Raw genomic sequence first — 5,064 nt, 5'->3', positions numbered from 1 at the left:
CAGACCCTCGCCGACCGGATCTGGCGCAGCGGCGCAAGCGAGATCGACATCCGCATGGCCTACTACGGCACACCCTTTATCGACCCGGGCGCCCAAGGCGCCGCAGATATCAATCTCGATACGGAGCAACTGCCCCAGGCGGCCGAAGAAATGACCGAGCTGCTGGCCATGGCGTGGCTGGAGGCCGCCGCGAAATCGGCGAGGGATCCCAGTGATCAACGCCAAGCCGAGCGGGAACTTGCGGTCATCAGAGGCCAGGTCGGCGAAGCCCAGGGTCCGCGCTCGGTCGTCGGGCGCCCCGCCCTCAATGCGCTGGCAAACCTGCGCTGGTTCGCACCCTTCGGTATGGCGGTTGCCAGCAGGTTCGTCTGGGCAGCACTGACCCAGGTGACCCGCTACCTCACCGACGATGAGATCCGCAGCTACGCACAAGACCAGGTCCTGGCTTGGATTGGCCCCGACACGCGCTTGGTCATCGGCCATTCCCTGGGCTCCGTCGTCGCATACGAAGCCGTCCACCGAGCCCACGAAACGGCCCGCCTGCCCGCCGATCAGTCCCTCACGCTGATCACCCTGGGATCACCACTTGGCCTGCATGGAGTCGTTTACGACAAGCTGCGCCCGCAGCCGCCGCAGGTACCGTCCGCAGCCAATCGGTGGGAGAACTTTGCCGCCAAGGATGACCTCGTGGCGGCGCAACTCGACCTGACCCCGTTTTTCCCGCCCGCACCAGGATCGGCCATTCACCCCCAAAACCACATTGTCGACACCGGATCCAAACCGCACCAGATCGAGCACTACCTCACCAAGCCCTCCGTCGGGCGCGTCATCGCCGAAACACTTACCGGAGTGTGACGTCGTGACGTCATCGACGCCATGGCCGACTCGTCAAATCCATTGCCGTTCAATGAATCCGAAGATGGTTGGTAGCCCACTCAACGTGTCGACGCAACATCGGGTCTGCGTCGCCGCCAGAGCAGGCGATGACCGACCGCCACGCATCGCGGCAGTGTTTGCCCGGACCAGCCCGGTCTCGGATCTGCACCGGCTGGGCACCTTCCTGGCGGCCAGCCCTGCGCGAGGCCGCCATCGGTTGCTTGCGGCGCCGATCCCGGTGACCAACGGAATGTCGGCACAGCGGGCAACCGGGGTCCGGGCGGCGCGGCGCACATCGTCGAAATCGCTATCTGCGACCTGTGCCCGTGGCACAGCTACAGCCGCCGAGCTGACCCCGGTGGCCGACGCGCGGTGTCCCGCGTCGGCGTGTCGCCGACGGAGGGGCCACAAGGAGCTTTTGTGGCTTCACCGGCCGGGGCGCCTAATGAGCCACCGTGCCGATCGAGGAGAGCACCGATGCTGAGTGCCGTAAAGGCCTTTCGCGTGATAGGCGGTCTCGCCTGGCAGGTTTCAGAACCGCGCTGCGGCCGCCGGTCTGACCACGAGCCGCTGACGTCCCGGATGCCCGACCCGGCATGCGTTCGCCAAAACATTCGAGAATTCGAGTAGTCGAGTACGCACGCGAAGCCCGGTCCACCGCGCGACAATTCAATACCGACGATCGCTCGGGGCACAGGACAAGGGGTGAGCGCGATGACGCATTGGGGCTCCGGAGCACGGGCGACTCGGCTCCGGTCGTGCGCGCAGAATCATCTAAGGCGGGCCAGCGGCGCTGTTTCGCAACATGAACACCAGATCGGAGGCTCCGCCATCAGAATCCGTATGCCCGCGACGGCTGGAGCCCGGCTGCCGAGGGCGCGAGACGGGTCCGGGTGGCGGCCAGCGACCGCGGTGAAAGCGGGGCTGCCGACATGACGGCGAATGTCCGCTACCGGATTCATCCGGCGATCGGCATCGCGCGGGTGGGTAACGCCCCGGCGTCGGAGTACTTCCTGGGCCCCGAATTGCCGAATCAGCGCACCGAACGGGCACCCGACACCGGCACCGCGGTGCCGCCGTTTAAATCCGATGGCCGGGTCAAGCGGCAAGCCGTGCGGTTCCGCGTGTTCGAGTTCGTCCGGGACGGCGGTCAGTGGACCGTGTCGCGCGAGGTTTCGCTCGCCGAAGGCGACGTGGCCGAGCTGACGTGGACCGTGCATCTGGCCAACCGCAAGGCGTCGTTCTTCGAGTTCCACGGTCTCGACGGCTCTCCCGAAGGTAATCCGAACATCAAGCGCCGTAACAGTGGTGACGATGCAAGCCTGGAGATCGATCCGCTGCCCCGCTCAATCGGGGGCCGCTCAGCCGGTCCAGTCGAGATGAGCAAGGGAACCTCGGATGCGCCGGCGCAGGAAAGATGGCCGCACCCGGCGCCGGACCCGGAGATCACCACGCTGGGCGAGTTGCGCACCGACCAAGCCGGACGGCTGATCGTCGTTCCCGGCGCGGGCATCGTGGGCAAACAGCAGGGCGCCAAGATCGGCAACTACGCCAACAATCCCGGCTGGTTCGACGACGTAGGGGACGGTCCGGTGACAGCCAGGCTCAAGCTGCAGACACCGGAGGGCACCGTCACGGAACATGACGTCGAGGGTGCCTGGCTGCTGGCCGGCCCACCGGACTTCGCCCCGCCGCTGCCGCAGGTGGTCAGCCTCTATGACGTTCTGCTCGACGTCGCCGCCCAGCACCTGCCAATCCCGGCTGACGAAGCAGATACGTCTGGCGAGCTGGCGAGGTTGTCCGGGCTGGCCGGCCTGGTGCGCGATCTTCACGACGGCACAGCGTTGTCAAGCTACACCGTGTCTTTCGATAGGGATGTGGCCCCGATCCTGCGCGCGGCGTTCGGCGTGAGCTCAGTCTTCGAACCGGCTCACCAGGGCACGAGGAACATGGGCGGCCGCGGCATCAGCGCGGTGTTGTGGAAGCAGCTCGCCGATCCGGCAAGTCCGGGCGTGCGCGGACGCATTGTCGCCCGGTTGCGCGCGCCTGCCGGTTTCGGTGACGCCGCGACTGCGAACGCCACCCAGGATATGCCGCATCTTCTGGGCGACGACCCGTACAACAAGCAGCGGATGGAACATCACGCGCTCACCCTCACCCCGACGCAGTACGCGATCATGCGGAAGTGGGCCCGCGGCGAGTTCGTTGGCTCCGCTTTGGGGCCGGAATCGCTGCTCGACCCGCCGCCAGCTCGGGACATCACCCCGGGTGGGCTGGATCGCGCGGCCATCGAATGCGCCTCGGGTGGTGCGTTTTTCCCGGGGATCGAGGTCGGATGGCTGGCCCGGCAACCCTGGGTGTTCGCCGCACCGTTCCGCATCAAACACGGGGCGCCCAGCAGGTACAACGGTGACGGGAAGGAATCGCAGGAGACGGTGTCGGCGGGCTTCTTCTCCCGGCAAATGGCGCTGCCGTGGCTGGCGGATTTTTTGCAGTGCATGCACGAGGACGGGTGGGGGTGGTGGCCCAGCCAGCGCCCGGATTCGGTGCAGGCGCCGACGGGGGAGCGGGTGGCCTGGCACCGTTCCAGCGGCCCAGACGGCGTCCCCAAGCCGTGGCCTGAGGCGGGCACTGGGCTGCCCGAGCGTGACCAGGACACACCGAGCTACGGCGAGATGCTGGACAACTGGCACAAGTTCGGATTCGTAATGCCGACCGGTGACGGCAGATTCGGGGAAACCGAGCGCGCCGAGCACATTCCGTGAGCGCGCCGGCGCCGAGGCCGCGGTCGTTGCGCTTCGAGGTGTGTGTGGTAGGCGGCGGGCCCGCCGGCGTCTCGGCCGCACTGGCCGCGCGCGCAACATGTGCCTCGGTCGGGCTGATCGCGCCCGAACCGAGGCCTGGCCCGGGTGCGCTGGAGCTGCTCGCGGGCCGCTCGCGAAACGCCCTGGGCGAGCTCGGCCTGCTTGACGTCGTTGCGGGCGTCGGTCAGCCAGCCGTCGGTACGGTGAGCCGTTGGGCCGGGACGGGATTCGACGAGCGCTCCTGCCTACTGGATCCGGACGGCCCGGGGTGGATCGTCGATCGCGCCCGCCTGGATGGGGCGCTGCGGCAGGCCGCCGCGGCCCGCGGTGTATGCGTCTTCGCCGGGCGCGCCGCAACGGTCGACCCCGGGTCGGGCCGCGCCCAGCTGCAGGGCCGCGACGTCATCGCCGACCGGGTCGTCATCGCGGTGGGCGGTCGGGTCGGGCCGGTGCGCGACCAGGTGCGCCGCGAGCTGCGCCGTCGGGTGCTGGCCCTCGAAGTGCGCCTGAAGGCCCGTGCGGTGGGCGGTCTCGGCGCGAGGCTGCTCGTCGATCGGGCCGCAAACGGGTGGTGGTATGCGCTCAGTGACAGCGCGGCAACGCATCTCGTGTATTGCACCGACGCCGCCGAACTTCGCCGCGGTACCGCCGACGTGGCGGCCCTGTGGCGCACGGCATGCCGGTCTGCGGCCGATTGGCTTCCCGCATCGATTGGCACCGTGCGGCCGCGGGTGCGGCTCGGGGCCATCGGTGCCGCCACGCCGGTGACACGGGGCCGGCTCAGCTTGGCCGGCGACAGCGCGCTGGCGGTCGATCCGCTCTCTGGACACGGTGTCGCACTAGCGGTTCAGACGGCCCTGCGGTGCCATGACAGCGCATACCCGCAGTGGATCGCCGATACGGCCCGGGTGCATATCGCGGCGGAACGGGAAATGTACCGATCGGCATGCGGCCCGGTCGACGGCCCGTTCTGGGAGCGCCAGCGGCGGTGAGATTGTCGGTGCCTCAGCGTGCGGGCACGCTCATTCCTGCAGGAATGTGTCGTCGAAAAACACCTCTTTGGCCGCGGTGATAGTGAGGCGCGTACCCTCACCGGCGTGACCGTCGCCCTGGAGAAGCTCGGCTTTGGCGATCTCACCATCCCGCAGGCGCCCGTCGGGAGTGTCCTCGCCGGGTACGCGTAGCGGCCGGGCGACGGGCAGTGACAGTTTGTCGCCATTGCCGAGCCCGATCTCGATGATCTGGTCGAAGTTGGGGGCGCCGGTGATTTCATGGAGCGCGAAGAACTCCCCGGGCTGGCCGAAACAGAGGTACCGGCGCCCGGCATCCGGATCTTTGGGTGTCGCGGGGTCGAGTTCGGCGCTGTGGACCACGTTTTCGACGG

The 5,064-nt window shown here is 68.2% G+C and carries 4 protein-coding genes; 3 read left to right on the top strand and 1 reads right to left on the bottom strand.

All coding sequences use genetic code 11. The annotated features are described in order from the left end of the window. From VML93_RS21475 to VML93_RS21465, 3 genes are all read left to right on the top strand, one after another. A partial coding sequence (locus tag VML93_RS21475) for a hypothetical protein (RefSeq protein ID WP_325613792.1) occupies positions 1 to 855 on the top strand: 855 nt, incomplete at its 5' end. A 953-nt stretch (positions 856 to 1,808) separates the two neighbouring features. Further along, complete coding sequence (locus tag VML93_RS21470) at positions 1,809 to 3,641, top strand: LodA/GoxA family CTQ-dependent oxidase (RefSeq protein WP_325613790.1); 1,833 nt, start codon at positions 1,809 to 1,811, stop codon at positions 3,639 to 3,641. Beyond that, positions 3,638 to 4,672 carry an FAD-dependent oxidoreductase gene (locus VML93_RS21465; protein ID WP_325613789.1) on the top strand — a complete coding sequence of 345 codons (1,035 nt, stop codon included), beginning with the start codon at positions 3,638 to 3,640 and terminating at the stop codon, positions 4,670 to 4,672. Before VML93_RS21470 ends, VML93_RS21465 begins: the two co-directional genes overlap by 4 nt. Positions 4,673 to 4,702: 30 nt before the next feature. On the opposite strand, the gene VML93_RS21460 is transcribed toward VML93_RS21465, so the two are convergent. After that, a partial coding sequence (locus VML93_RS21460) for a hypothetical protein (protein WP_325613788.1) occupies positions 4,703 to 5,064 on the bottom strand: 362 nt, incomplete at its 5' end.

Source organism: Mycobacterium sp. (genome assembly GCF_035499775.1).
Taxonomy (GTDB): domain Bacteria; phylum Actinomycetota; class Actinomycetes; order Mycobacteriales; family Mycobacteriaceae; genus Mycobacterium.
The sequence above is the reverse complement of the archived record's forward strand: the minus strand, read 5'-3'. Positions and strand labels throughout refer to the sequence as shown.